The organism is Amycolatopsis keratiniphila (assembly GCF_000400635.2).
In the GTDB taxonomy this organism is placed as follows: Bacteria; Actinomycetota; Actinomycetes; order Mycobacteriales; family Pseudonocardiaceae; genus Amycolatopsis; species Amycolatopsis keratiniphila.
Genome location: NC_021252.1, coordinates 6,424,223 through 6,450,358, shown reverse-complemented (window position 1 = coordinate 6,450,358; position 26,136 = coordinate 6,424,223). Strand labels below are relative to the sequence as shown.

The 26,136-nt window shown below is 69.7% G+C and carries 24 protein-coding genes; 13 read left to right on the top strand and 11 right to left on the bottom strand.

Annotated features, from left to right (window positions below):
* Nucleotides 1–19 precede the first annotated feature (19 nt).
* Entirely contained in the window at nucleotides 20–1,078 is a 1,059-nt protein-coding gene (locus AORI_RS69505) for a M48 family metallopeptidase (RefSeq protein WP_016336021.1), read from the top strand.
* 286 nt (nucleotides 1,079–1,364) lie between these two features.
* On the opposite strand, the gene AORI_RS69500 is transcribed toward AORI_RS69505, so the two are convergent.
* Entirely contained in the window at nucleotides 1,365–2,081 is a 717-nt protein-coding gene (locus AORI_RS69500; RefSeq protein ID WP_016336020.1) for an LON peptidase substrate-binding domain-containing protein, read from the bottom strand.
* 40 nt (nucleotides 2,082–2,121) lie between these two features.
* Nucleotides 2,122–2,757, bottom strand: coding sequence for an NUDIX hydrolase (locus AORI_RS69495; RefSeq protein ID WP_016336019.1), 636 nt, complete (start codon nucleotides 2,755–2,757; stop codon nucleotides 2,122–2,124).
* Nucleotides 2,758–2,872: 115 nt separating this feature from the next.
* Between AORI_RS69495 and nadA the strand changes: the two genes are divergently transcribed.
* The 4 genes from nadA to AORI_RS69475 are packed head-to-tail and all read left to right on the top strand — an operon-like array spanning nucleotide 2,873 to nucleotide 7,638.
* Nucleotides 2,873–3,883, top strand: coding sequence for a quinolinate synthase NadA (gene nadA, locus AORI_RS69490; RefSeq protein ID WP_016336018.1), 1,011 nt, complete (start codon nucleotides 2,873–2,875; stop codon nucleotides 3,881–3,883).
* Nucleotides 3,880–5,535, top strand: a complete 1,656-nt coding sequence (locus AORI_RS69485) for an L-aspartate oxidase (protein WP_016336017.1) — start codon at nucleotides 3,880–3,882, stop codon at nucleotides 5,533–5,535. The genes nadA and AORI_RS69485 overlap by 4 nt, the downstream gene beginning before the upstream one ends.
* On the top strand, nucleotides 5,532–6,422 hold the full coding sequence (gene nadC / locus AORI_RS69480) for a carboxylating nicotinate-nucleotide diphosphorylase (protein WP_016336016.1): 891 nt from the start codon (nucleotides 5,532–5,534) through the stop codon (nucleotides 6,420–6,422). Before AORI_RS69485 ends, nadC begins: the two co-directional genes overlap by 4 nt.
* 46 nt (nucleotides 6,423–6,468) lie before the next feature.
* On the top strand, nucleotides 6,469–7,638 hold the full coding sequence (locus tag AORI_RS69475) for a S8 family serine peptidase (protein ID WP_016336015.1): 1,170 nt from the start codon (nucleotides 6,469–6,471) through the stop codon (nucleotides 7,636–7,638).
* A 62-nt stretch (nucleotides 7,639–7,700) separates the two neighbouring features.
* On the opposite strand, the gene AORI_RS69470 is transcribed toward AORI_RS69475, so the two are convergent.
* From AORI_RS69470 to AORI_RS69445, 6 genes are all read right to left on the bottom strand, one after another.
* Nucleotides 7,701–8,078, bottom strand: coding sequence for a hypothetical protein (locus tag AORI_RS69470; RefSeq protein ID WP_043849066.1), 378 nt, complete (start codon nucleotides 8,076–8,078; stop codon nucleotides 7,701–7,703).
* Between the two features lie 10 nt (nucleotides 8,079–8,088).
* Entirely contained in the window at nucleotides 8,089–9,435 is a 1,347-nt protein-coding gene (locus AORI_RS69465) for an alpha/beta hydrolase (protein WP_043848280.1), read from the bottom strand.
* A 29-nt stretch (nucleotides 9,436–9,464) separates the two neighbouring features.
* Nucleotides 9,465–10,772 (bottom strand): WXG100 family type VII secretion target, encoded by a 1,308-nt coding sequence (locus tag AORI_RS69460; protein WP_016336012.1) that lies wholly within the window; start codon nucleotides 10,770–10,772, stop codon nucleotides 9,465–9,467.
* Nucleotides 10,769–11,173 (bottom strand): hypothetical protein, encoded by a 405-nt coding sequence (locus AORI_RS69455; RefSeq protein ID WP_016336011.1) that lies wholly within the window; start codon nucleotides 11,171–11,173, stop codon nucleotides 10,769–10,771. The genes AORI_RS69460 and AORI_RS69455 overlap by 4 nt, the downstream gene beginning before the upstream one ends.
* Before the next feature lie 111 nt (nucleotides 11,174–11,284).
* Entirely contained in the window at nucleotides 11,285–11,587 is a 303-nt protein-coding gene (locus AORI_RS69450) for a hypothetical protein (protein WP_005155348.1), read from the bottom strand.
* Nucleotides 11,588–11,608: 21 nt separating this feature from the next.
* On the bottom strand, nucleotides 11,609–11,950 hold the full coding sequence (locus AORI_RS69445; protein ID WP_076153289.1) for a WXG100 family type VII secretion target: 342 nt from the start codon (nucleotides 11,948–11,950) through the stop codon (nucleotides 11,609–11,611).
* Nucleotides 11,951–12,144: 194 nt separating this feature from the next.
* Here AORI_RS69445 and AORI_RS69440 point away from each other — a divergent pair, with 194 nt between their 5' ends.
* The gene (locus tag AORI_RS69440) at nucleotides 12,145–13,125 is read left to right on the top strand and encodes a hypothetical protein (RefSeq protein ID WP_016336010.1); all 981 of its coding nucleotides are present in this window, start codon (nucleotides 12,145–12,147) and stop codon (nucleotides 13,123–13,125) included.
* Between the two features lie 63 nt (nucleotides 13,126–13,188).
* Here the strand turns inward: AORI_RS69440 and AORI_RS69435 are convergent, their stop codons facing one another.
* Entirely contained in the window at nucleotides 13,189–13,887 is a 699-nt protein-coding gene (locus AORI_RS69435; protein WP_043848279.1) for a S1 family peptidase, read from the bottom strand.
* Between the two features lie 182 nt (nucleotides 13,888–14,069).
* Here AORI_RS69435 and cpt point away from each other — a divergent pair, with 182 nt between their 5' ends.
* Nucleotides 14,070–14,624 carry a chloramphenicol phosphotransferase CPT gene (gene cpt, locus AORI_RS69430; protein ID WP_200870938.1) on the top strand — a complete coding sequence of 185 codons (555 nt, stop codon included), beginning with the start codon at nucleotides 14,070–14,072 and terminating at the stop codon, nucleotides 14,622–14,624.
* Nucleotides 14,625–14,918: 294 nt separating this feature from the next.
* Here the strand turns inward: cpt and AORI_RS69425 are convergent, their stop codons facing one another.
* A complete protein-coding gene (locus AORI_RS69425; RefSeq protein WP_081809724.1) occupies nucleotides 14,919–16,100 on the bottom strand; it encodes an HNH endonuclease signature motif containing protein in 1,182 nt (393 codons plus the stop codon).
* 329 nt (nucleotides 16,101–16,429) lie between these two features.
* Nucleotides 16,430–20,371, bottom strand: a complete 3,942-nt coding sequence (locus AORI_RS69420) for a type VII secretion protein EccC (protein WP_016336006.1) — start codon at nucleotides 20,369–20,371, stop codon at nucleotides 16,430–16,432.
* Between the two features lie 152 nt (nucleotides 20,372–20,523).
* Between AORI_RS69420 and AORI_RS69415 the strand changes: the two genes are divergently transcribed.
* Genes AORI_RS69415 through eccD form a run of 6 tightly spaced genes read left to right on the top strand, consistent with a single transcriptional unit; the run spans nucleotide 20,524 to nucleotide 25,955 of the window.
* The gene (locus tag AORI_RS69415; RefSeq protein WP_016336005.1) at nucleotides 20,524–21,303 is read left to right on the top strand and encodes a WXG100 family type VII secretion target; all 780 of its coding nucleotides are present in this window, start codon (nucleotides 20,524–20,526) and stop codon (nucleotides 21,301–21,303) included.
* Between the two features lie 21 nt (nucleotides 21,304–21,324).
* On the top strand, nucleotides 21,325–22,365 hold the full coding sequence (locus AORI_RS69410) for a hypothetical protein (RefSeq protein ID WP_016336004.1): 1,041 nt from the start codon (nucleotides 21,325–21,327) through the stop codon (nucleotides 22,363–22,365).
* 17 nt (nucleotides 22,366–22,382) lie between these two features.
* A complete protein-coding gene (locus AORI_RS69405; RefSeq protein ID WP_016336003.1) occupies nucleotides 22,383–23,732 on the top strand; it encodes a WXG100 family type VII secretion target in 1,350 nt (449 codons plus the stop codon).
* A gap of 14 nt (nucleotides 23,733–23,746) precedes the next feature.
* Nucleotides 23,747–24,256, top strand: a complete 510-nt coding sequence (locus AORI_RS69400; RefSeq protein WP_043849063.1) for a hypothetical protein — start codon at nucleotides 23,747–23,749, stop codon at nucleotides 24,254–24,256.
* Complete coding sequence (locus AORI_RS69395) at nucleotides 24,253–24,582, top strand: YbaB/EbfC family nucleoid-associated protein (protein ID WP_016336001.1); 330 nt, start codon at nucleotides 24,253–24,255, stop codon at nucleotides 24,580–24,582. Before AORI_RS69400 ends, AORI_RS69395 begins: the two co-directional genes overlap by 4 nt.
* The gene (gene eccD, locus AORI_RS69390) at nucleotides 24,579–25,955 is read left to right on the top strand and encodes a type VII secretion integral membrane protein EccD (RefSeq protein WP_016336000.1); all 1,377 of its coding nucleotides are present in this window, start codon (nucleotides 24,579–24,581) and stop codon (nucleotides 25,953–25,955) included. Before AORI_RS69395 ends, eccD begins: the two co-directional genes overlap by 4 nt.
* Nucleotides 25,956–26,136: the final 181 nt, after the last annotated feature.

Below are 26,136 nucleotides of genomic sequence, written 5' to 3'. Positions count from 1 at the left end.
TTCTCTAGGGGGCTTTCTCTTGACCGACGACATCGAGGTTTCCCGGCACAACGCCGTCCGCTTCCCGGGTATCAGCCCGCGCGCCTACGAACACCCCGTCGATCGCGGCGCACTGGCCACCCTGCGCGCCGTTCCGGGGTTCGCGCAGGTCGTGAAGGCGGTTTCCGGTTTCTACGCCGAACGCGGTGAGCGGCTCATGGCGCTCGCGTCCGCGATCCGGGTCGGCCCGACGCAGTATCCGGAACTGGACAGGCTGCGCCACGAATGCGCCGAAACGCTCGACCTCGACCGCGTGCCGAACCTGTTCGTCGCCCGCAGCCCCGAGGTCAACGCGCAGACGATCGGGATGGACGAGCCGTTCATCGTGCTCAACACCGCGGCCGTCGAGGCGATGGACCTCGCGTCGCTGCGGTTCGTGATCGGGCACGAGATGGGGCACGTGCTGTCCGGGCACGCGGTGTACCGCACGATCATGATCCGGCTGATCGGCCTGCAGATGTCGATGTCGTGGACGCCGGTGAGCGCGATCGGCATCCGTGTCGTCATCGCGGCGCTGCGCGAGTGGTACCGCAAGGCCGAACTGTCCTGCGACCGCGCCGGGCTGCTGTGCTCGCAGGACCCGACGGCGGCGCTGCGCTCGCAGATCCTGGTCGCGGGCGGGATCGACCCGTCGAAGATCGACATCCCGGCCTTCCTGCAGCAGGCTTCGGAGTACGAATCGGTCGACGACATCCGCGACAGTTACCTGAAGCTGCGTTACGTCGAGACGATGTCGCATCCGCTGGCCGTCGTGCGCGCCGCCCAGCTGCAGAAGTGGGCCGCGTCTGAGGAGTACCGGGGGATCCTGGCCGGCGAGTACCCGCGCCGTGACGAGGACGCGCCTTCGTCCACCTGGACCGACGACCTGAAGTCGGCCGCGAAGTCGTACAAGGACTCCTGGAACAGCTCGACCGACCCGCTGACGAAGGTGTTCAGCGACGTCGGCGAGGCGGTGTCCGGGGCTGCGGGGAAGGTGTGGAGCAAGTTCGGGACCGGCAACGGGTCGGACGACGGGGGTTCTTCGGAGGCCGGCAAGTAGCGCTTCGCGGATGTCATGAAAGGGCCGTTCAGGACGTTTTTTGTCCTGAACGGCCCTTTCATGACGCGGGTCGGCACCTCACGCGCGCTATGAAAGGTCCTTTCCTTGCAAAATTTGCAAGGAAAGGACCTTTCATAGCATTCGGGGCAGGGGGAGGGCGGGCTAAAGGGACCTTCGCCGCGTCTCGCGTGGTGAAGGGAGCTTTCGTCGCGTCGCATGCGGGGAAAGCGCCCTTCGGCCCCCGGCGAGGGAGCGGCGGCCGGCAGGGAGCGAGGGGCCCGGCGCTTCAGTTCAGGTTCGAGGGGCGCGTGAACTCGCCGAGTTCCCCCGGCGGCATCGGCACCGCGCCCAGCGTGCTCAGGAACCCGGCCTCCCGCGTCAGCAGACGGCACGCGATCCGCAGCCGCCGCAGCGGGTTCGTCTCCTCCAGCAGGCGCTGCCGGTCCTCCAGCGGGAGCAGGCAGTCGGCGGTGAGCCGGTACGCGAGTGCCGCGATGTCACCGTCCTCGGGCGGGGTGGTCCAGTCCTCGTCGTTCCAGGCGGACTCGCAGTAGCGCCGGTGGGCGGCCTTCGCGACGTCGGCGAGCCTGGTCACGGTGTCGCCGTGCACCGTGGCGATGCGGTCGTCGGGCACCCATTCGACCGAGCCGATCAGGTACGGCGCGGAGACGCGGTCGATCTCCAGCAGCCGGAACCGGCGCCGTGCGGTGGTGACGACGTCGAATCTGCCGTCCGGCAGCCGTTTCGCCTCGCGCAGCACCGTGCTGCAGCCGAACTCGTGGACGTGTTCGGGCCCGCTGACCTCCCTGATCATCGCCGAACGCAGCGCGACGACGCCGAACTCGCGGTCCGGGACCACTTCGGCGACGAGGTCCGCCATCAGCTGCCGGTACCGCGGTTCGAAGATGTGCAACGGAAGGTGTGTTCCGGGCAGAAGCACGGTCTGTAGCGGGAACAGCGGCAAGATCGCCTTCCCGGTGGACTCCTCGCTCGGCTCGGTCACCCGTTCAAGGTACGGGGACCGGGAGGAGTTCGCAGGGCGGTCACTTCCCGGTGGGCGGACGGAACACCGCGAACGGGTCGGTGATCTGCATCCCCTTGCCCGCGAAGGAGAACAGCGCCGCCGGGCGGCCACCGCTGCGTCCGGGCGGGGCGGTGTGGCCGGTGGGCAGGAGCAACCCGCGCCGGGACAGCACACGTTGCAGGTTCGTCGCGGACACGCGGTAACCCAGCGCAGCCGAGTACAGCCTCCGCAACGCCGAAACGGTGAACTCTTCCGGGGCGAGCGCGAAGCCGAGGTTCGTGTAGCAGAGCTTCGAGCGGAGGCGGTCCCGCGCGCGCAGGACGATGGACTCGTGGTCGAACGCCGTCCGGGGGAGCTCGGAAACGTCGTGCCACTCGGTGTCTTCGGGGATCTCGGGGTCCACATCGGACGGTACGAGGCCGAGGAACGCCGTCGCGACGACGCGGGGGCCCGGCACCCGGTCCGGGGCGCTGAAGACGGCCAGTTGCTCCACATGCTTCAGCTGGCGTACGTCGACCTTCTCCGCGAGCTGCCGCCGGATGGACGCCTCGACGTCTTCATCCGGGCGAAGCCTGCCGCCGGGAAGGGACCAGCGGCCCAGGTGCGGATCGAGCGCGCGCCGCCACAGCAGGACCCGGAGTGTGTCCGAGCGCACTTGAAGGACCGCCCCCAAGACCTCGTGGGCGAGGGGGGTCTGGGTGTTAAGATGACTTCGCACGGTTTTCGATTATAAGGCGAAAACCGGAGACAGGTCCAGGAGGGCCAGAACGATGACGAGCACTCTGCAGAACGACTTGACCCCGTACGGTGGCGTGGTCGCCGACGCGGCTTGGGCGGAGGAGGTGCGCAGCCTCGCGCGCAAACGCGACGCCGTCCTGCTCGCGCACAACTACCAGGTCCCCGAGATCCAGGACATCGCCGATTTCACCGGCGACTCCCTCGCGCTCAGCCGCATCGCGGCGAGCAGTGACGCGTCCACCATCGTCTTCTGCGGCGTGCACTTCATGGCCGAGACGGCGAAGATCCTGGCGCCGGAGAAGACGGTCCTGATCCCGGACGCGCGGGCCGGCTGCTCGCTGGCGGACTCGATCACCGGCGCCGAACTGCGCGCCTGGAAGGCCGAGCACCCCGGCGCGGTCGTCGTGTCGTACGTGAACACCACGGCCGAGGTCAAGGCGGAGACCGACATCTGCTGCACGTCGTCGAACGCCGTCGACGTGGTCGCGTCCATCCCCGCTGACCAGGAGGTTCTCTTCCTGCCGGACCAGTTCCTCGGTGCGCACGTCAAACGCGTGACCGGCCGGGAGAACATGCACATCTGGGCCGGGGAGTGCCACGTGCACGCCGGGATCAACGGCGCCGAGCTGGCCGAGCGGGCCTCGGAGAACCCGGACGCCGACCTGTTCATCCACCCGGAATGCGGCTGCGCGACCTCGGCGCTGTACCTGGCGGGAGAGGGCGCCGTCGCCCCCGAGCGGGTCAAGATCCTCTCGACCGGCGACATGGTCCACGCCGCCCGCGACACCAAGGCGACGTCGGTGCTCGTGGCCACCGAGATCGGGATGATCCACCAGCTGCGCAAGGCCGCGCCGGAGATCGACTTCCGCGCGGTGAACGACCGGGCGTCCTGCCGGTACATGAAGATGATCACGCCGGCCGCCCTGCTGCGGTCGCTGCGCGAGGGCGCCGACGAGGTCCACGTCGACGCCGAGACCGCCGCCCGTGCCCGCGCTTCCGTGCAGCGCATGATCGAGATCGGGCAGCCTGGCGGCGGAGAATGACCGACCCGGTTACCGCTCTCCAGGCGAAAACCCACCCGGTCTGGGAGGCCGCCGCCGATCTCGTGGTGATCGGCAGCGGGGTGGCCGGGCTCACCGCCGCGCTGCGCGCGCACGAGCTCGGCCTGCACGTCCTGGTGGTCACCAAGGCGACGGTCTCCGACGGCAACACCCGCTGGGCGCAGGGCGGCATCGCGGTCGTGCTGGAGGGCGAGCACGAGCGAGGCGACTCGGTCGGCAAGCACGCCGAGGACACGCTCACCGCCGGTGCCGGGCTGTGCGACGAGGATGCCGTCCGGTCGATCATCGCCGGTGGCCCCGCCGCGGTGGCCCGGCTGCGGGCGGAGGGGGCGCGGTTCGACCCGGCGGCCGAAGGGCGGCCCGAGCTGGCCCGCACGCGGGAAGGCGGGCACAGCGCGTTCCGCGTCATCCACGCGGGTGGCGACGCGACCGGCGCCGAGGTCGAGCGGACGCTGGTCGCGACGGCCGGTGACCGGCGGATCCCGGTGCTGGAGCACCACATCGCGGTCGACGCGATTCGCACGCCCGCGGGCGAGGTCGTCGGGGTGACCGTCCTCGACCACAACGGGGTGCCCGGCGTCGTCCGGGCGCCCGCGGTGCTCCTGGCCAGCGGCGGGCTGGGGCAGCTTTATCAGGCGACGTCGAATCCGGAGCTCGCCACGGGGGACGGGCTGGCGCTGGCGTTGCGCGCGGGCGCGCAGGTCGCGGACGTCGAGTTCGTCCAGTTCCACCCGACGGTCCTGTTCACACCCGGCGCGCGCGGCCGCCTCCCGCTGGTCACCGAGGCGGTGCGCGGCGAGGGCGCGACCCTCCACGACGCGACGGGCGCCTCGGTGATGCGCGGCGTCCACCCGCTCGGCGATCTCGCGCCCCGGGATGTCGTGTCGGCGGCCATCACACGCCGGATGGGGCAGGCGCCCGGCGGTGTCGACGACCACGTCTTCCTCGACGCCACCGGGATTTCCGGCTTCGCCCAACGGTTCCCGACCGTCCACGCGGCGTGCGCGGCGATCGGGCTGGACCCGGCCGAAGACCCGATCCCGGTCACCCCCGCGGCGCATTTCGCCTGTGGCGGGGTGGTGACCACTGTGGACGGACGGTCCGGTGTCCGCGGGCTCTACGCCGCGGGCGAGGTCGCGAGGACGGGCCTGCACGGCGCGAACCGCTTGGCCTCCAACAGTTTGCTCGAAGGTCTGGTGGTCGGGCAGCGGGTGGCGGAAGCGGTCGCCATCGACCTCGCCGCCGGCCTGCTGGGCGACCCGCGCCGCGGTGTGCTCCTGCCGCCGGCGAAGGTCCCGGTGGCCGATCGGGACGCGTTGCAGCGGGCGATGAGCCGGTACGCCGCCATCGGCCGGGACGCAGAAGGTCTCGCGGTCGTGGGTTCGGTGCTCGATCTATCCGTGACCGAGAGTCCTTTGTGGACACCGAGGATCGTGGAGGACGCGGCGCTCACCCTGGTGGCGGAGGCCTTGGTCGCGGCGGCGGCGCGCCGTACGGAGTCCCGTGGCTGCCACGTGCGGACCGATTTCCCCGAACGCGACGACGACGTCCGGCAGCGCGGTCAGCTCATCCGGCTCAGCCCCTCGGGGCAGCCGGTGCTGGCCGATCCGATCGCTTTGGAGGGTGTGGCATGACCGAATTCTCCCCGTGGGTCGTCAAGGCACTGGCCGATCACGGCCTCGACGTCGCCGACGTGCACCGGGTCGTCACGACGGCGCTGGCCGAGGATCTGCGGTACGGGCCCGACGCGACGACGAACGCCACCGTCCCCGAATCCGCGCGTGCGCTGGCCGAACTCACGCCGAGGTCGGCCGGGGTGGTCGCCGGGATCCCGGTGGCGCTGGCGGTGTTCGACGTCGTGCTCGGGTCGGATCTGGAGATCCTGGCCGCCCGTGACGACGGCGACCGGCTGACCGCCGGCGAGCCCGCGCTGGTCGTCCGCGGCCCGGTGCGTGGCCTGCTCACCGCCGAACGCACCGCGCTGAACCTGTTGTGCCACCTGTCCGGTATCGCCACCGCGACCGCCGCCTGGGTGGCCGCGGTGGAGGGGACCGGTTGCCGGGTCAGGGATTCCCGCAAGACCCTGCCCGGGCTCCGGCTGCTGGAGAAGTACGCCGTCCGCGCGGGCGGCGGGGTGAACCACCGGCTCGGGCTCGGCGACGCGGTGCTGATCAAGGACAACCACGTGGTCGCCGCCGGTTCGGTGACCGCGGCGCTCGCCGCCGCGCGCGAGCACGCGCCCGAACTGCACTGCGAGGTCGAGGTCGACGACCTGGCCCAGCTGGAGGAGGCGCTCACCGCGGGTGCCGACGAGGTGCTGCTGGACAACTTCACGCCCGACGAATGCGCGAAGGCGGTCGACCGGCGTGACGAGGTTTCCCCGAAGACCCGCCTGGAATCCTCGGGCGGCCTGCGGCTCGACGTCGCGCGGGCTTACGCGGAGTCCGGTGTGGACTTCCTCGCCGTCGGAGCGCTCACGCATTCCTCACCCGCGCTCGACCTCGGGATGGACCTGCGCTGACGTGGCGCACTAGAATTCCCTTGTGTGACAAGGGGATTCTGGAGGAATGGTGGGCTTTGCCGGTAAAAGTGCCGTCGCGGGATGCGTCGGTTTCGTGGCACTGCTCGGCACCCCCGTCCCGTCGACGGCGGTCGCCGAGCAGTGCGCCAACCCGACGGGTACCTACACCGCGGCCGTCCCGTGGGGACAGCGGCTGATCGATCCCGTGCGGCTCTGGCCGCTGTCCCGCGGCACCGGCCAGCTGGTCGCGGTGATCGGCACCGGCGTCGACGGCGGCAACGGCCAGTTCGCGCCGGGGCAGCTCCTCGGCGGGCAGGGCACCGAGGCCGAAGACTGCGACGGCCGCGGCACGATCGCCGCCGGGATCGTCGGCGCGCAACCGGATCCGTCCACGACGTTCACCGGCATCGCGCCCGGCGCCAAGATCCTGCCGATCCGCTACACCCAGGTGAACGGCGGCGGCGATCCCGGACAACTCGCGGGCGCCATCGAGACCGCGCTGAACCGCGGTGCCGGGATCATCCTGATCGCCGTCCCGGCCGCTTCCGACAGTCCCGCGCTGACCGGCGCCGTCTCGCGCGCCAGGGAGAAGGGCGCGCTGATCGTCTCGCCCGCCGCGGGGACCCAGCAGGGCCAGACGTCGTACCCGACGGCGACACCGGGCGTGCTCGCCGTGGGTTCGACCAACCAGGCAGGCGAGGCCGTGCAGACGGAATCCGGTGCCTACGTGGGGATTTCCGCGCCCGGTGCCGAACTGGTCAGCACGTCCGCCGGAGCGGGCGGGACGGTGGCGCACCGGTGGCCGGTGAGCGATCCGAGCCTGGCCGCCGCGCACGTCGCCGGGGTCGCCGCGCTCGTGCGCGCGTATCACCCCGGGCTGTCGCCGGAGCAGGTCGTCGCGCGGCTGACGCTGACCGCGCACCGCGGTCCGAGCGGTGGGCACGATCCCCGCCGGGGCTGGGGCGCGATCGACGCCTACGCCGCCGTTTCCGCCTCGATCCCGGCCGGTACGCCCGGCCCGGGAGGACCGCCGAGCGTCGGCCCGGACACGTTCGTCGTCCCCGCGGCGGCCCCGGCCCCCACCAAGGCGGACAAGGTCTCCGGTGTGCTCGCCATCGCCGGGGTGGCCCTCGCCATCGCGGCCGGCGTGGTGGTGGCCGCGGTCCGGCGGGGCAAACGACGGGGCTGGAAACCTTCGCGATTCCGCGCCTCGTGAGCGGCAGCGGTGTACTGGGGGACACCGCCGCCGCTCACGAGGTCTTTCGCGACCCCCTGGGTTTAGGGGACGGATACGCAGGCCGTCGAGCCCACGATGGCCACGCCGTCGCCGGCGCGGGAGACGTGCACGTTGAAGTCGGCGCCGTCGCGGCTGAACTGCGCGATCAGCTCACGCGGGTTGCTGCGGTCGCGCCACCGCCAGCCCTGGCCTTCCAGCATGGGGAGGACGTCTTCGACGAGTTTGCGGATCGCGTCGGTCGCGTCGTCCACCCGGAGGCCGTACTGCCAGCAGAGCGACCGGCCTGGCTGAGTGGGGTCGCAGTCCAGTTCGCCTTCCACGGTGCGCTCCGCGGTGGTGCCGAAGGTGCCCGCGACACCGTCGATGACCGCCGTGAGGTCCTCGGCCAGCGGGTCGAGTCCGGTGTGCCTCGTGATCATGAACAATCCCTCACAAGCCTCGTCCGACGCCTTCGATGACCATCTCGCGCAGCGAGCCGCCGGTGAAGCCTTCGTGCGTGACCGCGCCGCCCGTGATCACACCGTAGATGTTGTTCCACGAATCGGAACCCGGTTTGAGCACACCGCTGTGGGAATCGAAACCCCACTGCAGATCGCCGTTCGCGTCGCGGCCGGTTTCCAGTTCGACGACGCCGGGGAAGCGGTCGGGGTCCGCTCCGTGCCCGGCGCCGAGCCATTCGACCAGCCCCGCGTTGCCCTGTGCGATCACGATCGGGTCGAAGGGAGCCGTCATGGAGTACCGCTGCACACCGGCCTGGCTGGCCGGCAGGTCGCTCGGGCTCCAGATCCCGTGTCCCATGCCCGCGGATTCGACGTGCAGCACCTGATCGGCCCTGAGCCCGAGCTGCTCGGCGAGCCCCACGGTGGCGCCGCCGTAGCTGTGCCCGACGGCGGTGACCACGACTCCCGGTCCGGCGTGGCTGTCGATCTGGCCGCGCAGTTCGTCGCCGAACGCCTTGAGATCGGGCGCCATCGTCTGCGCGTAGTGCGCTGCCGGGCCCTCGGTGACGACGTTCTGGGGGAACACCCCGTCGGCCCAGACCACCATCGCGGTCCGGCCGGTGGCGTCCGCGGCGACCAGGCTCTTGCCGAGGTCGGCGTAGCTCTGGAAGTTGTCGAACGAGGTGTTGACGCCGGGGACGAACAATCCGACGTTGCGGGTGCCCGGCTCGATGCGGCCGACCAGTTCGACGATGCGCCCGTTACCGGACGGGTCGAACCGCAGGATCTGCCGGTCGTTGGCGAGGATGTCCTCGTACAGCGCGATCCGGGTGCGCGCGCTCGCGATGTCGTCGGCTTTCCCGCCCTGTGCCAGGAGATTCGCGAGCCGCTCGCGTTCGGCGGTCAGCGCGTCGGTGACCTTCGTGCGGTTCTCGGCGATCGCGGTGGCCCACGATCCGGTGTCGGCCGCGCCGCCGACGCCTGCCGGATTCCCGGCCTTGGGCAACGGGTTCTCCGGCATCAGCGACCGGTACGAGGCGGCGACCTGGACGTCGGCGCGCCGGTAGCCGCCACCAGCGGCCGTCAGCCCTTGATGGATCACCGTCGCCTTGGTGATCTGGCCGTCGAGTTTGCCCGAGACGTCTTTGATCGTCTTGGTGTACGTGGCCGAAGCCGCGCTGGAAGCCGAAACCTGGCCGAACGCGGTGGCGGGGACGTTCTCGCCCGCCAGCGCGGTCTGCGCGGTCTTGAGCACGCCGGCGCGCTGTTCGAGTTCGGCCGCCGCCGCTTCGAGCCTGGCGGGGGCGACTCGGTAACCGCCCGCACTGGATGCCATCACCGAGCCGCCTCTCCTGGTCGGGAAAATCAGTACTGTTCGGGTTCTTCGCCGAGCACGGCGGGAGCGACCGGGGACGACTGGCCCCAGACGTTCTCGGTCTCCACGAGCCACGGCGGGATCCGCCGTCCGGAGCCCATGTCGCCGCCCGCACCCATGCCCATCGGCATCATGGGCATCATCGGCATCGCGCCCTTGGCCGCCGCCGCGCCCGCGGCACCGGCCGCTCCGCCCGCGAGGCCGCTCATCGCGCTGCCCGGGCCACCGTCGCCGGCCAGGCCGGAGAACGCGGCCGGAGCCTCACCGGGGCCGGAGAACCCGCCGCCGCCACCACCGGCGCCGATCGCGCCGCCGTCCAGCGAGGGCGCTCCGCCACCGCCGATCGGGATGCCGCCGCCGGCACCACCCGCGGTCGCGCCGGCCGCACCGGCGCCGCCGCCCGCGGGCTCGCCGTTCTTGTCCTTGTCGTTCTTGCCGTTCGCCCACGCGGGCACCCGCGGCATGATCGAACCGAACCGGCCGAACGCGGCGGCCGAAGCCGCGGCGAGACCGGCGGTGAACATGTCGCCGAACAACGGGTTCGACTTGGGCGGCTGACCGGGCTGTCCGGTGGTGGGCGGGGTGGAGCCGTCCGAGGGCAGCGGATGCGTGTTGTCGCCCGGAACGACGCCGACGCCGGGCGTCCCGCCGATGTTGTTGCCGACCGAACCGCCAGGGGCGGTGCCGCCACCGGTGACCGGCGGCGGGGCGACGGCGTTCGGCGAGGCCGGGATCGATTCCTCTGCCGTGGAGTATTCGCCCGCGAGCTGGGTCATCACCACGATCGCCTTGCTGTGCGCCGCGCTGGCCGCGCTCGCCGCCTGCTGCTGCGCTTCGACGTTCGCGATGGCCTGCTGCCGCTGCTGGGCGGCGTTGATGATCGTCGCCTGCGACGAATCCGGCGGCAGGAGCGGCGGATTGACGGCCAGCGCGAGATCGGCGGGGGAGACGTCCGGCACCGCGACCGGCGGCGGCATCTCCTTCTTGGCCTTCACGAGCGCGTCCGCAGCGTCCTCGAGAAGGTTGTTCATCGCGTGCGCGGTCTGGGCGACCTTGCGGATTCCGCCGACGAGATCGGTGATCATCGTGTGGTACTTGTCGGCCGCTCCGCCGGTCCAGTTGCCGGAGAAGTCCTTCAGCTCGCCGGTGAGGTTCTCGGCCTGCTCGAACAGCCCGGAGCCGGTGGACTGCCATTTGTGGGCCGCGTGGCGGGCCGTGTTGGGGTCGCCCGCCTGCAGCATCGCGTAGAGCTGCTGGTGCGAGTACGCGGCGAAGTTCGTGTGCGCGGTGTCGGTCATCCCTTGTTCCCCCCGCCGTTCGAGCCGCTGTTACCGCCCAGCACGCCCCCGAGGACGTTGAGCAACGGATCGAGCAGCCCGGTCTGCTGGCTCGAGTGGTTCATGTCGCCCGCCACCGAATCGTCGGCCGCCGCGTAACCGTCGGCGACGGTCGTCGTGACGTCCTGCGCGAACGTGATCGCGCCCTTGACCTGATCCAGCAGGCCCTGCATCTCGGCGACGGCCGCCTGGTGCGCCTTGTTGAGTGAACCCGCTTCCCCGAACTCGCCGAACAGCAGTGGCTGTTCGCTCAGGGTCAGCAGGAAGTCGTTCGGCTTGGACATCGCGTGGATCTGGGTCTCCAGTTCCCGCACGAAGTCCTTCAGTGATTCCAGATGGACGTAGTACGAGTGGTCTTGCATTGATCCCGGCTCTCTCGTGAACGGCCACGCCGACAAGGGGGACGACAACACGCAAAGCCGGCCGGCCGGTGCCGAGGGGGGTGAAAGCACCGGCCGGCCGACGGATGGGGATCAGCCGGCGAACAGGCCCTGGTTGCGGTTCTCCAGGCTGTGCTGGAGATCGTGGGCGTCGCCGACCTTGCCACCGAACTGCGCGATGATCGCCACGATGTCCGCGGTGGCCTGGCGCAGGCGGGTTTCAGACGCACGGGCGGCCTCACCGGCGGAGCTGCCGGAGGCGTACCAGGTCTGGGTGATCGGCTGCAGGTTGGTGTGCAGCTGTTCGAGCTGTGAGGTGAGCGCCTTGGCCTTGGCGGCCAGCGAGGCCGAGCTGTGCTGCAGCGCGGCGAAGTTGATTTCGACGACGTCAGCCATGATTGGTGGTCCTCTCGCGGATCAGGGGTTCAGCCGGTGGATCACGGTCTGGTCGACGACTCCGCTGACCCCGGTGAGGCTTTCCCGGACCTGCTCGTCACCCGAGTTGTAGTTCCGGTTGCTCTCGTGCACGAGGCGCGACATCGTGTTGAGCTCGTTCACGGCGATGGTCATCTTCTCCTGCAGGCGGCGCTGCAGGTCCCAGAACGCGACCGCCTGGTCACCCTTGTAGTTGTGCAGGGTCTGGGTCAGCTCGCTCTCCAAGCTGGCCATCGTGGTCTTGGCGTTCGACGCGGTTTCCTCGAACCCCTGGACGGCGCGCGCCATCGCAGCTGCGTCTGCCTGATATCCCGTACCGGTCATTGATGGGCCACCTCCTCTCATCTCGCTGGAAATCCCGGTGAGCACCAGGGGACGCCCTGTCTGCTCTTGTGAAGGACACGCTAGAAAAGAGGGGAGTGCGGTCAAACGGCACAACTGCCGGTCGCGGTGACGGCACTATTACCCACAGGTCGGCGGTAGGGCTCTCCCCACCCCCGATCAGGGGGAGTACTCCAGTGTCCGGATCGGAGCTTCCCGGCACGCTCGAATCCATGGTGGACAAGGGATCCAGGACAGTACCGCATCGCCCGTTGATGATCTTGGCGGCGGCGATGGCGGTGCTCGGCGTGATCGCGCTCGGGGGCCTGGTCTTCGACGATCGCAGCCTCGTGAACGCGCCCATTTGGCTCAAACCGCTCAAGTTCACGATCTCCGTGGGGCTCTACGCGGTGACACTGGCCTGGCTGATCGGTCAGCTGACCCGGGGCAAGCGGCTCGGCTGGTGGCTCGGGACGGTGTTCGCGGTCGGCCTCGGCATGGACATGGCGCTGCTGTTCTGGCAGATCGCCGTCCGCGGGCGGACGCTGCACTTCAACCGGGAGACCCCGGTCGACCAGTGGATCAACAACATGGTCGCGAACGGCGCGTTCACCGGCTGGGCCGCGACGGCGGCCATCGCGATTCTCCTGCTGTTCCAACGGCTTCCCGACCGGGCGATGAATTCCGCGTTGCGCGCGGGTGCCGCGTTGTCGGTCGCCGGGATCGGGATCGCGTTGCTCATGTTCGGGCCGAACGAGCAGCAGCTGGCCCAGTTCCGCGCCGGCGAACGGCCGTCGATCGTCGGCGCCCACGCGGTCGGCGTGCCCGATGGCGGGCCGGGGCTGCCGGTGCTGGGGTGGAGCACGGTGGGCGGGGACATGCGGATCCCGCACTTCTTCGGGATCCACGCGATCCAGGTGCTGCCGCTGGTCGCTTTCGGACTGCTCAAACTCGCCCGGCGGTATCCGGTGCTCGAATCGGAATTCGTGCGGCGGAATCTGGTGCGGACCGCTTCGGTGGGCTTCGCGGCGCTGCTCGTGCTGCTCACTTGGCAGGCTCAGCGTGGACAGTCCATTGTGCATCCGGACTTCTGGACGCTGGTCGCCGGCGCGGGGATCATCGCCGTCGTGGCGGCGGGTTCGGCGCTTTCGCTCCGGCCGATGCATCAACTGGCATAGTGCTCAGTGCGTCCACTTTGGACAGGTGGCCGTTCGCGCGCGAACGGCCACCTGTCGGTCGTCTCAGACTCCCGCAGTGGCGCGGATCCAGTCGCGGCTCGCCGCGACGCTCGCGTAGTTCTGGGTGCCCTGCGGGTTCGTGCCGGAGTTGCTGCCGGTGGAGCAGACGCCGACCTGGACGCCGTTCGCAAGCTGCGGACCGCCCGAGTCGCCGTGCCAGGCGGAACCATTGATGCCGACGCTGGCGATGGCCTGGCCGCCGTACGCGTCACTGCTGGTGCCGGTGATGCGGACATCGGCCGTCTTCAGGACGCTCGAAGGCGGGTTGCTGCCCTGCGTACGTCCCCAGCCGTAGATCTGGTTCGTGGTGCCGTTGGCGGGGTTCGCGGTGCCGAGCTTCATGTACGTCGTGCTGACCGCGGTCGTGAGGTGCAGCAGGGCGATGTCGCCGCTAGGCGCGGCCTTCTGCTGGTCGACGTCGGCCTCGGTGCCCTGGTTCAGGTTGACGTTGCCGACCTTGACGTGCATACCGGGCTTGTTGAGGCAGTGTTTCGCGGTGAGGACCCATTGCGGCGCGATGATCGTGCCGGAGCAGTTGAAACCGCCGAACGCGGTGGCGTCGTCCCAGTAGATCTGGGCGCCCCACGGCGCGGAACTCACGGTGCCGCCGCCGATGATGTCCTGGCCCGCGTTCGCGGCGGGGGTGGCGGCAAGGGTCAGCGCCGCGGCGGCGCCCGCCACCGTTGCGACGATCTTGGACATACGCATGAATACGCCCTTCGGCCTGCGTCGGGGGAACCGCTTCGATTCGAAACGGTTTCACCAAGTTAGGTCGCGGTAAGGGTTTTAGTAACCTACCGAAGTCGGTAAACGTCGTGAGGAATGTATTGGCACGTCCCTTGTATCCGTTTTGCTGGAAAAGTGTTCGTCTTTAGGCTGTCAGCGTGACGACCAGGGTGATCGTGTTGAACGGCGGCTCCAGTTCCGGCAAGTCGGGGATAGCCCGGTGCCTGCAAGCGGTGTTGCCGGATCCCTGGCTCACCCTCGGTGTGGACACCTTGATCGACGCCATGCCTGCCGCCGTGGACGAGGGGATCGAGTTCGCGGGGGACGGCGGGGTGAGTGTCGGATCCGGTTTCCGGCAGCTCGAGGACGCGTGGATGGCCGGTGTCGCGGCGATGGTGCGGGCGGGGGCCCGGGTGATCATCGACGACGCGTTCCTCGGTGGGGCCGCCTCGCAGCGGCGGTGGCGTGACGCGCTGGACGGACTCGACGTGCTGTGGGTCGGGGTCCGGTGTGACGGCGTCGTGGCCGCCGGGCGGGAGATGGCACGGGGAGACCGGGTCACGGGGATGGCGGAGGCGCAGGCCGAGGTCGTGCATCGGGGCGTGGTTTACGACTTCGAGGTGGACACGGGGGTGAACGAGGCTCTGGCCTGTGCGCGGGAGATCGCCGCACGGGTCTTGACCGCCGGGGCCGGTTCGCCGGCGGTGGAGTAAGCGCTGCCGGCGAATTCGAATCACGGCCGATTTGGTGCTCTCGTTGGGGAGTCTCTTCGTTGAGCTTGGACTTCAGGTCGAGGTCGACGTTCCGTGATCGTGTCGCGCATTGCGAAGCTGGGCTCTCAACTCGCCGCCGGTGAAGGACGTTTCGACGGTGTCGTCGACTTCCGGCGACGCGGGTGTGGTGCCCAGGGCGTGCCCACCGGATGGCTTTTCAACTAGACCTGGTCGTGGGCGCGGCGGTGTCCTACCCGTCGCGTGTCCGGGTAGCGGCGGGGTGGTCCGCGCCGGTCAGAAGGGTGGGGTGTCGTCTTCGGGTTGGGGTCGTGGGTCGTGGAGTGGTTCGGGGGTTGTGGTGTAGGTGCGGCCTGTGGGGGTGGTGATGGTCATGCCGCCGTTGCCGGTGGGTTCTGCGGTCCAGCCGGGTTCTTCTTTGAGCATGTTGTGGATTTTGCAGGCGGCGTGGCAGTTGTGGTGGTCGGTGCTGCCGTTGCGGGCCCAGGTGGTGATGTGGTCGATTTCGGAGAACTCGGCGGGGCGGTGGCATCCGGGGTGGGTGCATTCCCGGTCGCGGGCTTTGATCAGGCGGGCGAGCGACGCCGGGGATCGGTAGGTGCCGGGGCTGGCTTCGAGGAGTTGCCCGGTGAGCGGGTCGGTGATCAGCCGGGACCAGGTGGAGCCGGGATCGGCGGCGATCTCTCGGGCGAGCCAGCCAGGAATCGGCCCGTAACCAGCCAGGGTCGCGGGATCCTCCCGGGCGCCGGTCAGGGTCAGCAAGTCGACATAGACATGGACATGCGCCCGAGGCGCACCACGACCGTCCTCGGCGAGGAGTCGTTCGGCGAAGATGTCCGCACGATGCTGGTCAAGGGTGCGGGTCTTGTCGGATGCGCGGCGGGCTTTGGCCGCGCGGGACAGGGACGCGTAGACCGAGCTGGCGACTTCGGCGGGAAGATAACCCGACAGCTTCGACATGGTCTCGTGCTCGTGGTCCAGCGACACATGCCGCAACGCGCGTTTCTGCTCGGCGCGGTCGCGATAGCCGTCGGGGTCGAATTTCTGTACCGCGTGATCCACCGATTTCCGGATCGCCGTCGGGTCACGCCCGGCCAGACGGCCCGCCATCCAGGCATCCACCAGGGCGGCGACCTCATCGGACACCTCCCGGGTCAACTGGGACACCTTCGACGCCTTGTACAGATCGATATCACCGTTTTCCAGCGCTGCCAACGTGTTCGGCAACCGGCGAATCAGCGCGCACGAGGTTTCGACCAGCAGATAGGCCTGATTACGAGAGACCGAGAAGGCCAACGCGACCTCCTCGGTCACCGATCTTCGAGAGCCACCCACCCTGGCGAACTGGGCTATCGAGTGCACCTGCCGTCCCTGTGCACGGCGAAGCACCACCTCCTCGTCGTAGGCGGCGTCGAGAAAACGAGCGGCTTTCGGATTAAAAGCAAGAGATTGGGTCATGACAAAGATCATACCCGAACACGCGTTCGAGTTCTACTGAATCGGCGGTGAGGGGTAAACCATCTAACGTGCCCGAGAATCTATTGGTAGGCAAGGAAAGTGCGACTTCGATGAGTCGGGACGGCTTGTCGTAAGGAGAATCGGCCACCTCGCGCCAGGAACAGTATCCGAAACAGTTCCCCGCCCGGAAACGGTGACGAGATCGCGACCCCGACGACGGCCGATACGACGCACCTCACATTTTCACCTGGCTCGCCAGATGCCGGCGTGACGCGCTCGACCTGCGCCGCCGCCGCGGCGTGGAAAGCAAGTGCCAGGGCCGGCGACGCTCAGTCCTCCACCGGCTTCGTCCACGCCACCTGCACCAGCCCGGTCCCATGCCGCCGCGACACCAGCACACCCCGCCCGGCGGGCTGCGGTCCCGGTTTCACGTCCCCGAGCAGTGCCCCTTCGTCCCGCGAGCCGGACATCACGAGCCCGGGCGAACCCAGCTCCCGGATCCGTTGCAGCACAGGCTCGAACAGCGAACGCCCGGCACCGCCGCTGCCGCGTGCGATGACGAGGTGGAGCCCGATGTCCCGGGCCTGCGGCAGGAATTCCAGCAGCGGCTGCAACGGGTTCCGGCCCACGGTCGCGACCATCTCGTAGTCGTCGACGAGCACGAACAGCTCCGGGCCACGCCACCAAGACCGGTTCCGCAACTGCTCCGGCGTGACGTCCGGGCCGGGCAGCCGGTTCCGCATCGCCTGCTGGCATTGGTCGATCAGCCCGCCCAGCACAGTTTCCGAACCCGCGTAGCCGAGCAGATGCGAATCAGGCACCGCGCCCAGCATTCCTCGCCGGTAGTCGGCGACCACGATCGCCGCTTCCTCCGGCGAGTACTTCGACACGATGCCCTGCGCGATCGCGCGCAGGAGCGAGCTCTTGCCGGATTCCACGTCGCCGAAGGCCACGAAATGCGGTTCGGTGGCGAAGTCGAGATGCACCGGCCGCAGATTCGATTCCGCGATGCCGAGCGTGACCTGCTTGCGCGGCCCGGCTTCCAGCGAGTCCAGCGGGACCTCGGGAGGCAGCAGCCGGACCTGCGGCGCCGCCGCACCCTTCCAGGCCGCCGAGATCCGGCGATTCAGGTCCAGTCCACCCGCGCCGACGGTGTCCGGCCGCTGGTCCGAGTCGATCCGCGGGAGCGCCGCGAGGAAGTGCAGTTTGTCCGCGGTCAGGCCGCGGCCCGGCCGGTCCGCCGGGACGTTCTGCGCGATCTTGCGGTCGATCAGCGAGTCCGCCGGCTCGCCGAGCCGCAGTTCGAACTTGGTGCCGATCGCGTCCCGCAGCGGCGCGCGCATCCCCATCCACTGGTTGATCGAGACGACGACGTGGATGCCGAAGCCGAGCCCGCGTGACGCGAGGCTGGTGATCTGTTCCTCCAGCTGTTCGTATTCCTGGCGGATCGTGGTCCAGTTGTCCACGAACAGGAAGACGTCGCCGAATTCGCGCCCGTCGGTGCTCTCCTGGTATTCCGAACGCCGCTGGCGGAACGTCGTGATCGACTCGATCCCGTTGGCGGAGAAGAACTCCTCACGCTGTTCGAGCAGGGTCGTCAGCTCCGCCACCACCCGGCGGCACCGCTGGGCGTCACGCCGGGTCGCGTAGCCGGACACGTGGGGCAGCCCGGCGATCGGCGCCAGCGCACCACCACCCATGTCCAGCACGAACAGCTGGACCTCTTCCGGCGTGTGGGTCAGCGCGAGCATGGCGGCGATGTCGCGCATCAGCGTGCTCTTGCCGCTCTGCGGCGCCCCGACGATCAGCGCGTGCCCGGCGGCACCGGAGAAATCGGCCCACAGCATGTCGCGCCGCTGTTCGAAGGGCTTGTCCACCAACGCGACCGGGATCATCAGCTTGCCGTTGCCGCCCCAGCCCAGCGGGCACAAGCCGCGTGCGGGGTCTTCGCCGAGCGGCGGCAGCAGCTGATCCAAGGTGGGCGGTTCGGCCAGCGGCGGAAGCCAGATCTGGTGCGCTTCCGGTCCCTTGCCTTCGATCCGCGAGATCATCGCGCCGATGATCGTCTCGCCGGTGCCCTTTTCGACCGGCTCTTCGGCTTCGACGGTCACCGGGATCTCGACCGGCGCCAGCGTGAACGGCATCAGGCCGAGACTCTGGCCGTCCTTGCGCACGATCTTGCTGCGCGGAGGCAGTTCTCCGGAGACGTACGCGGCCTTGAGCCGGATGAGGGTGTCGTTGTCGGACTTCAGATACGCCGAACCCGGCACGGGCGGCAGCTGGTACGCGTCCGCGACGCCGAGGACCGCGCGGCTCTCCGACGCGGAGAACGTCCGCAGGCCGATCCGGTACGACAGATGCGAGTCCAGCCCGCGCAGCCGCCCTTCCTCCAGGCGCTGCGAGGCCAGCAGCAGGTGGATCCCGAGGCTCCGGCCCAGCCGCCCGATCGCGACGAACAGGTCGATGAACTCCGGCCGCGACGACAGCAGCTCGCTGAATTCGTCGATGATCACCAGCAGCGACGGCAACGGCCGTAGGTTGGCACCCGATTCCCTGGCCTTTTCGTAGTCCCGCACCGACGCGTAGTTCCCGGCGGCGTGCAGGAGTTCCTGACGCCGCAACAGTTCGCCGTTCAGCGCGTCCGCCATGCGGTCGACCAGCGCGAGGTCGTCGGACAGGTTGGTGATCACAGCGCAGGTGTGCGGCAGCCCGGTCATCCCGGCGAACGTCGCACCACCCTTGAAGTCGATCAGCGCGAGGTTCAGCTTCTCCGAAGAATGCGTGACGGCGAGCGCGGTCACCAGCGTCCGCAGCAGCTCGCTCTTGCCGGACCCGGTCGCGCCGATGACGAGCCCGTGCGGCCCCATCCCGCCTTCGGCCGATTCCTTGAGGTCCAGGTCGACGGGCCTGCCTTCGGGGTTGACGCCCAACGGGATCCGCAGCCGGTCTCGCGCCGAACGCGGTGCCCAGGTGACCGCGGTGTCGGTGTCGCGCGGATCGCCGATGCCGAGCAGCCCCGCCAGCCCGAACGTCGCCGACATCGGGGCCTCGCTGACCACCGCCGCTCCCTGGAACAGCGGCGTCAGCATCCGGGACAGCGCCTCGGCGGCCCCGCGGTCCAAGGTGTCCGGCTTGCCGAGGAACCCGAGCCGCTGCTCCGTGCCGTCGCCGACGACCATGCCGAGCTGATCGGGACTCATGTGCAGGCTCAGCAGCCGTTCCGACGAGACCGAACGCGGCTGCTCGGTGCCGATCTCCACCACGGTGACGCCGAGCCTGCCCTCTTCGGCGACGAGCCGCGCGTCGGCGTGGACGTGCCCGCCGTCCACGATCACGACGACGTGCGGCAGATCCAGCCGGGCGTCCGGCCGCCGGGTGAACGCGGGCCGGTCGCCGAGGTCGGGGCCGAGGAGGTCGGCGAGCTTCCCGGAGTCGGCGTCGACTAGCCGTCGCGGTCCCGCTGCGTCGGCCGCGGTCGAGGCGACGTGCGGCAGCCACTTCGCCCATTCCCAGTCGTGCAGCCGGTCGTTCTTGACGCACAACGCGATCCGCAGGTCACCGGGTGAATGGAAGGTCGCGAGCTGGGTCAGCAGCGCCCGCGCCGTCCCGAGCGTGTCCGGGCGGCGTCCGGACAGGCTGACCTGCGCGAACGACCGCAGCGAGATCGCGACCGGGAGTCCGTCCACCGTCGAGTAGGTGCGGATGAAGTGCTTGAGGTTCGTCGAGCACACCGGGTCGAGGTCTTCCAGCGGCACGGTCTGCGGCGCCTTCAGCGGTGTCGCCAGCCGCTGCGGCCCCGTCCCGACGCGCACCTGCCCGAACTGCGGATCGGATTTGCGGCGGTCCCACAGCTTCCCCGTCTCGATGTACGCCCACAGATCCGCCGGGTCGGGCTGCAACGCCGCCATCGCCGCGCGCTGGTTGTCCGCGATCTCGCGGACCTGGCCGCGCAGACCGGTCAGGTACCGCTGGTAGTCGCGGCGTTCCTCGTTGATCTGCGCCTTCTTCTGCGCGCCGCCGCGGCCGAGCGACATCACCACCATGCCCACCATCGCGGTGAGGAACAACGCGCCGAAGATGTAGGTCATCACCCCGCCGTCGCGTCCGATGTAGACGAACGACATGGCGCCCATGCCCAGCATCATCGGCATGAACATCAGTAGTTGCATGGCTCCGCCGGAGGAGCCTTTCGGCAGCATCGGCGGGGACTGCAGGACGATCTCTCCGGGCTGCTCGCCCAGGGCCGGCAGGCGGTCGCGAGTGGCGCTCATCAGGGTCTTTCTGGCCGCTTGTGGGTAATCCTGCCGATCATTCTGGCCACTCGTGCCGCCCTTGCGGTGGGTACTTTTGCCGTCCGCTCACGTCTGGTGGCGAACTTACGCTGCTGGTCACGCAGACGTGGGGGAACGAGAGAAGGAGAGCCATGGTCGGCACGGGCGAGTACCGGGCGGAGCCCGAGGCCATGCGCTCGGCGGTCGGGAACCTGGGCGGCATCATCATGCAGGGCATCAACGTCGTCGCCGACCTCGAACGCACCGTCCTGCAGCCGATGTCGTTCGCCACGTTCGGCAGCGCGGTGGCGGCGGCCAACACGGCGATGCAGAGCCAGCAGGTGGTCGCGGTCCGCACCCTGTTGCAGCTGCTGCAGCAGATCAACGGCTTCATCAAGAGCAGCGCCGACGCGTACCAGGCCGCCGACGAGGCGGTCGCGGGCGGATACGGCGGCCGCCCCGGCGGCGGTGCCGGATCGACGTCTTCGTCGATCTGGGGGAACTCGCACGCTTCCGAGCTGGCGACGCTGGCCATCAACGACAGCGCCGGCGGCACCGGCGAGCCGTCTTCGGTCGGCAACGTGCTGCGCTACCTGCAGGACGCGCGGCTGGGGCAGCTCGGTGACCACCCGATCACCGACACGCGCTTCCACGGCGTCTCGGACTTCAACGACTGGCTGGCCGGTGACGCCGACAACCAGGCGCGGGTCGGGGTCATCGAGGTCTACGCGGGCACGGCGCGCAACTTCGGCGACGTGCCGGGCGGTGTGCACAGCGGTGACGTCGTCGTGGTCGAACCGCTCCTGTTCTCCGACAGCAAGCCGATCATCGCCATCGCCGGAGAGGGCGGGCTGCTCTACAACCACGGAATCGTCGAAGCGGACATCAACGGCCTGGCGAAGGTCAGCGTCTACCGCCCGGCTTCCGTCTGACTTCCGGCCTGAGGAGCGACCATGCTGACTTACCCCAATTCCAGCGCGATGGACGCCACGGCGTCCTCGGGCGGGCCGATCACCATCCTGCCGCAGATCCTCACCGGCCAGCCGGAGCAGATCGCGAAGCACGTGCTCGAGGTGCTCAAGAAGGCCAACGAGTTCCTCACCATGTACAACGAGGTGACGAAGGCCGCCGAGCAGCTGGGCAAGATCTGGTCCGGTGGCGCGTCGGACTCCGCGCTGAAGAAGATCACCGATTCCCTGAACTCGCTGACCAAGATCATCCAGGTCGTGCAGAAGGGCGCCGAGCTGCTCGGCATCGCGGGAACGCTGATCAAGACCGCGCAGACCGCGTACAAGGCGGTGGTCTCGGCGGTGAACCCGACGGTCGCGGGCCTGATGTCGAATCCGTGGACCTACGGTGCCGCCGTCGCGCTTTCCACCGCCACCAGTGCTTCGCTGCGCGCGTTCATCACCGCGATCGGCGCGCTGCTGAAGGCGCTCGGCGTGGTCGACCTCGCCAACCAGATCACCCAGATCGCCACCATCATCGGCGAGGTCCAGAAACTGTTCGGGCACAACGACGCCGGCGACAACGGCGCGGCCGGCAACTCGGCGGTCTCCGGGACCCCGGTCACCAACCCGCAGGCGCCGGGTTCGGTCGCCAGCGGTTCCGGGCAGGCCGCGATCGGTGGTTCCGGTGGCGGCGCGGGCGGCGGTTCGACGCCGGGCGAGACGCCGCCGTTCACCCAGTACCGGCCGCCTGCCTTGGGCGGCAACGGATCCCAGGGCAACTGGCCGGGTGGCGCCGACGCCTGGATCCCGGTGGACAGACCCTCGGGCGGCGGCGCGGGTTCGCCGGGCTCGTTCCCGGGAGCGGGCGCGGGCAACGGGAACACCGTCACCATCACCACCGACCTGAGCACCGGCAAGTCCACCGTGCAGGCGCCGGGCGGCCAGGACATCGATATCGACATCGACATGAACTACGGCGGGAAGCACTTCGAGCAGCACATCGACATCGATGCGGGTGCTGACTCACCGGCGAAGGGCAGGTAGCCGTGTGGGGGAGCGGTGTGGTCGACGCTTCGGGCGTCGTCAGCTCGATCCTGTCGAATTACCGGCGGCTGGTGGTCGAGTACCAGCGGCGGGTCACCGGTGACCCTTCGGCGCTGACCGCGGCCGGTCAGCGGTGCGGCGACCGGGCGTCGACGGTTTCCGGCCGGGCGGACGAGATCGGCAAGGCGTCGAAGGCGCTCAACGCGTCTTGGGAAGGCGACGCCTACACGGCGTTCTCCGTCTCCGCCACGAAACTGTGCCAGGAACTCGGCGAGCTCGGCGCGAAACTGAGCGACCAGTCGAACCGGCTGCGGGCCGGGGCGCAGGCGCTGCAGGGCGCGAAGTCCTGTGTGGACTCGATCCTCGCGCAGTTCGACCAGTACGCCGCGCAGCTCACCAGCCAGGCACGGACGGCGAACGCGAACGCCGTCAACGCCTTCATCTCCGCCGCCCGTCAGCTCGGCGAACGGGCAGCGCAGGCGGCACAGGAGATCGCCGACGAGCTGAGCGAGGAACTCGCGCGGCTGTTCCCGCCGGAGGGCACCGGCCGGATCGAGCACGAGCTCGGCAAATGGGGCCGCGGCCCGTTGTACTGGCTCAACGGCGAAGCGCTCGACGGCCGCAAGCGCCCGCGTTCGCATCCTTCGTGGTTCGGCAATTCCGGCTGGAAGAAGCTCACCTGGGACGGGCTCGAAGGCACGCGCGCCCCGCGTGCCGGCGACACCCCGTTCGGCAGGCCGAAGCCGGAGACCCTGGGCGAAAAGGCCTGGGGCAACACCGAGATCACCTACGCCAAGTGGAAACAGGAACAGGACGGTTTCACCCCGGGGTGGGACGCCAAGATCTCCACACAGGGCTGGGACTTCAAGGCGGCCGGCCACGCCGAATTGGCCGCCTTCAAGGAAGAGCTCGAAGGCAAGAAGGAATGGGGCGTCGCTTCGGCCAGCGCCAAGGGGACCGCGTTCGTCGGCGGCGAGGTGAACGGATCGCTGCAGGCGGGCGCGCACGGCGTCGGCGTGCACGCCAACGCCTTCGTGGGCGGCAAGATCGAAGGCGAGCTCGCGGCGGACGTGGCGGGTGTCGGCGTCGGCGCGAGCGGCACCCTCCAATATGGACTCGGTGCGCAGCTCGACGGCCAGGCCGTCTACGACGCCGGGCACATCAAGGTCAACTTCAAGGCGGGCGTCGCGCTCGGGCTCGGTGCCGGGATCGGCGCGAAGATCGACATCGACCTGCCGAAGATCGCCGACACCTTCGGCGAGTACGGCGGCGCGGCCGTCGACGCGGTGAGCGGCGCGGCCGGCCAGGCGGCGGACGCCGTCGGCGAGGCGTGGGACGACGCGATCTCCTACGTGGGCACGTGGTGACGGGGATGAACGACATGGCGACGCAGGACCGGGTCTCCCTTCCGCTCGGCTTCGACATCCCCGACGGCTGGGTGCCGGTCGAGCCGTCGTCCGTCGGCGCCGAGGGCGCGGTCTTCGTGGCGGTGCACCGCGGGACCGCGTCGGAGTTCACCCCGAACATCACCCTGAGCGTCGGGCAACGCCCGGACCAGGCGCAGATCACCGACATCGCCGACGAGGCCGTCGAACGCCTCGGCCGCACCATGGCCGCGCTGGAAGTGGTGCGGCGCAGGGTGATCGGCGCCGGGGTCGCGCCGGGTGTGACGCAGGTGCTGCGCATCCGCACCGGCGAAGGGCAGGACCTCGTCCAGACGCAGGTGCTGCTGACCGTGCCGGGGGCGAACCCGGCCGAGCGGCTGATCCTCGAGATCGCCTGCACCGCGACCCCCGAGGCGGCCCGCGGCCTCGGCGACGACTTCCGGCGGTTCGTGGGCAGTGTCCACGTCCGCCGGGATACCACCGCAGATGAAGGAGAAGACTCGTGACCACCGACCCCTACGCCATGCCGGACATGGACGAGTTGCTGGACCAGGTCCGCAAGCAGACCGAAGAGGTGCAGCGCATCCAGCGTTCGGTCGAGGCGATGGAGGTCAAGGCGCACTCCCGGCAGAACGAGGTCACCGTCGTGCTGCGCGGTGACGGCCGGTTCACCTCGATCGACATCGACCCGCGCGCGGTGCGCCAGTACGACGCGCGCAACCTCTCGGAGATCGTGCTGGAGGCGGTCAACAACGGGCTGCAGAAACTGGCCGAGGCCAGCAGCGCCAAATTCGCCCCGGTCATCGAGTCCGCCAAGTCGATCGAAGCATGACGGCCGCGATCGCGGGCTCCACCCGGCGCGTCACGGTGGTGACACCGCGGGCGCGCGTCGATGTGGCGCTGCCGCAGCAGAGCACTTTCGCCGAACTCGTCCCGCAGCTCGTGCGGCTCGCGGGTGCTTCGGGGCAGGCGTCGGCCGAGCATCCCGGCTGGGTGCTGTCCCGGCTCGGCGGCGCTCCGCTCGCGCTCGGGCTCACGGTGGCCGCCGCGCAGGTGCGCGACGGCGAAGTCCTCCATCTGACCCCGCGGGAACGCCCGCGGGGTCCGCTGCTGTTCGACGACGTCGTCGATTCGATCGCCAGCGTGGCCGAGTCGGGCACCGGCCGCTGGGGTCCGTCGGTGGCGCGCAAGGCGGGCATCGTCGCGTCCGTGGTGCTGCTGCTCGCCGGCGGGCTGCTGGTGCAGGCGGCGGCGTCGGGGAGTGTGCTGGCGCCGATCGGGACCGGGCTGCTCGCACTGGTCCTGGTTCTGGGCGGTGGCGCGCTGAGCCGCGCGTACGGCGACGCGGAGGCCGGTGCCGCCGGTGCCCTCGCCGGGGTCGGCGCGGCCCTGCTGGCCGGGATGTCGATCCTGTCGCCGCATCCGCTGTTCTCCCTGTCGGCGGGACCGCTGGCCGCGGGGCTCGCGGTGGTGACCGTGTACGGCGTGATCGCGGCCGTTTCGGTGGCGGACCGGCTGCCGTGGTTCGTCGCGGTGACCGTCGCGGCCGGGCTCGGCGCGATCACCACCGCAGTCGTGCTGCTGGCCGACGTCCGTCCGGTCTCGGCGGCCGCCGTCGTCGCCGTCGTGGCGACCGCTCTGGCCGCGGTGGCGCCGATGATGGCGCTGCGGCTCGGCAGGCTGCCGCTGCCGCGGGTGCCGGACGACATGGACTCGTTCCGCGCCGACGAGAACCCTTCGCTCGGCGAGGACATGGTCGGCGGCACGACTTACGCGCAGGCGTTGCTGACCGGGCTGCTCGTCGCGCTCGGGCTCGTCGTGGTCTCGGCGTCGGTGGTCCTGTCGTCTTCCGGCGGTGCCTGGGAAGCCGGCCTGAGCGCGCTGCTGGGCCTGGCGCTGATGCTGCGTTCGCGTGCGTTCGCCGGCCGTTCGCAGCGGCTCGTGCTCATCGGTTTCGGTGCGGCGGCCCTGGCGGCGGCCGGTTTCTGGCTCGCCGCGGACGGTCCGCGCTCGTTCGTCTTCGCCGCCGGTTGTGCCGTCGTCGTCGCGGCGGGCGTCTGTCTCACCTACGCGACGCGTGTCGCGAAGGGACGACGTTCCCCTTACTGGGCAAGGACTCTCGATATCGTCGAGTTCCTGGTGCTGCTCTCGCTGATCCCGTTCGTCGGCATGATCGCCGGGGTCTACGAAGCCGTGCGGGGCTGATCCCCTTTGCCGAAGGATCCCGTCCACAAGGGACATCTCTTGGCGATCATGTGTCCGATTGATCCATATGTGCGTTTCCGCGCGAGGTCGTGAGTGGTAAAGAGGGTTAGAACGACCCGAATCACTCACGACCCCCGCGTTGAACTGGTCATGTCAGTGCTCGCGCCTTGCCTTTCGGCTC

What these genes read in the sequence shown, in the direction of transcription:
- nadA (WP_016336018.1), top strand. Translation starts at nt 2,873, where the DNA reads ATGACGAGCACTCTGCAGAACGACTTGACCCCGTACGGTGGCGTGGTC.
- AORI_RS69485 (WP_016336017.1), top strand. Translation starts at nt 3,880, where the DNA reads ATGACCGACCCGGTTACCGCTCTCCAGGCGAAAACCCACCCGGTCTGG.
- nadC (WP_016336016.1), top strand. Translation starts at nt 5,532, where the DNA reads ATGACCGAATTCTCCCCGTGGGTCGTCAAGGCACTGGCCGATCACGGC.
- AORI_RS69475 (WP_016336015.1), top strand. Translation starts at nt 6,469, where the DNA reads ATGGTGGGCTTTGCCGGTAAAAGTGCCGTCGCGGGATGCGTCGGTTTC.
- AORI_RS69470 (WP_043849066.1), bottom strand. Translation starts at nt 8,078, where the DNA reads ATGATCACGAGGCACACCGGACTCGACCCGCTGGCCGAGGACCTCACG.
- AORI_RS69465 (WP_043848280.1), bottom strand. Translation starts at nt 9,435, where the DNA reads ATGGCATCCAGTGCGGGCGGTTACCGAGTCGCCCCCGCCAGGCTCGAA.
- AORI_RS69460 (WP_016336012.1), bottom strand. Translation starts at nt 10,772, where the DNA reads ATGACCGACACCGCGCACACGAACTTCGCCGCGTACTCGCACCAGCAG.
- AORI_RS69455 (WP_016336011.1), bottom strand. Translation starts at nt 11,173, where the DNA reads ATGCAAGACCACTCGTACTACGTCCATCTGGAATCACTGAAGGACTTC.
- AORI_RS69450 (WP_005155348.1), bottom strand. Translation starts at nt 11,587, where the DNA reads ATGGCTGACGTCGTCGAAATCAACTTCGCCGCGCTGCAGCACAGCTCG.
- AORI_RS69445 (WP_076153289.1), bottom strand. Translation starts at nt 11,950, where the DNA reads ATGACCGGTACGGGATATCAGGCAGACGCAGCTGCGATGGCGCGCGCC.
- AORI_RS69435 (WP_043848279.1), bottom strand. Translation starts at nt 13,887, where the DNA reads ATGTCCAAGATCGTCGCAACGGTGGCGGGCGCCGCCGCGGCGCTGACC.
- AORI_RS69425 (WP_081809724.1), bottom strand. Translation starts at nt 16,100, where the DNA reads ATGACCCAATCTCTTGCTTTTAATCCGAAAGCCGCTCGTTTTCTCGAC.
- AORI_RS69420 (WP_016336006.1), bottom strand. Translation starts at nt 20,371, where the DNA reads ATGAGCGCCACTCGCGACCGCCTGCCGGCCCTGGGCGAGCAGCCCGGA.
- AORI_RS69415 (WP_016336005.1), top strand. Translation starts at nt 20,524, where the DNA reads ATGGTCGGCACGGGCGAGTACCGGGCGGAGCCCGAGGCCATGCGCTCG.
- AORI_RS69410 (WP_016336004.1), top strand. Translation starts at nt 21,325, where the DNA reads ATGCTGACTTACCCCAATTCCAGCGCGATGGACGCCACGGCGTCCTCG.
- AORI_RS69400 (WP_043849063.1), top strand. Translation starts at nt 23,747, where the DNA reads ATGGCGACGCAGGACCGGGTCTCCCTTCCGCTCGGCTTCGACATCCCC.
- eccD (WP_016336000.1), top strand. Translation starts at nt 24,579, where the DNA reads ATGACGGCCGCGATCGCGGGCTCCACCCGGCGCGTCACGGTGGTGACA.